Here is a 711-nt window from a genome sequence, read left to right on the forward strand (position 1 = left end):
GTTCGTGCGGCGTTCTGGCCGTGAACCCGCGCGCGCCGCAGGCCTGCGCGAATGTGGCGAAGTCGAGGTTGGGGAACGAGGCTCCCTCGCTCGGCGGAACTCCGGCGCCTTCCATCTCCAGATGAACAAGGCCCCAGGTGCTGTTGTCGTAGACCACCACCTTGACCGGCAGCTTGTGTTCCACTGCGGTCATGAATTCGCCCAGCAGCATCGTGAAACCGCCATCCCCCGCGTGAAGGATCACCTGCCGCGCGGTATCGAGCGCCTGGACGCCGTTGGCTATGCCTATGCCGGTGCCGACGGCGGCATTGTTGAACGAGCCGGTGATCTGCTGGCGCCCGCTCTGGCGCAGCCAGTTCGCCGCCCACAGCGTGACCTCGCCGGTATCCGTTACCCACACCGCGTCCTCGGCGGCACGATCGCTGACCGCGCGGGCGACGGCCTGCGGGTGAAGCATGTCGGGCGATCGATCGAGCGCGGCCTTTTCGTCCAGCATCGCGTCCCACTTCGCGCGGTCGGCATTCACCGCATCGAGAGCGCTTTCAGCTCTTCCGCAGCGCCGTGACAGCCAAAGCCGCATAGGACGGCGACGGTCTTCGCCTCGCCGATCATCTGCGCCAGCGCGGTGATGTCGGCCGCTGCCGGTGCGACTTCGGGCCAGGGGCGCAGGGTGGCGATGCTCGGCACCGGGCCGGGAACTTTCGCGGCGAA

Annotated in this window: 1 protein-coding gene and 1 pseudogene; both read right to left on the reverse strand. The window is 67.8% G+C overall.

The window, feature by feature from the left end:
- The coding region (locus LH128_RS31020; protein ID WP_327195338.1) for a thiamine pyrophosphate-dependent enzyme at positions 1 to 496 on the reverse strand (496 nt) is incomplete at its 3' end.
- A 26-nt stretch (positions 497 to 522) separates the two neighbouring features.
- Positions 523 to 711: pseudogene (locus LH128_RS34210) on the reverse strand (pyruvate dehydrogenase); the annotation flags it as partial.

The sequence above is a fragment of the Sphingomonas sp. LH128 genome, from assembly GCF_000293195.2.
Lineage (GTDB): Bacteria > Pseudomonadota > Alphaproteobacteria > Sphingomonadales > Sphingomonadaceae > Novosphingobium > Novosphingobium resinovorum_A.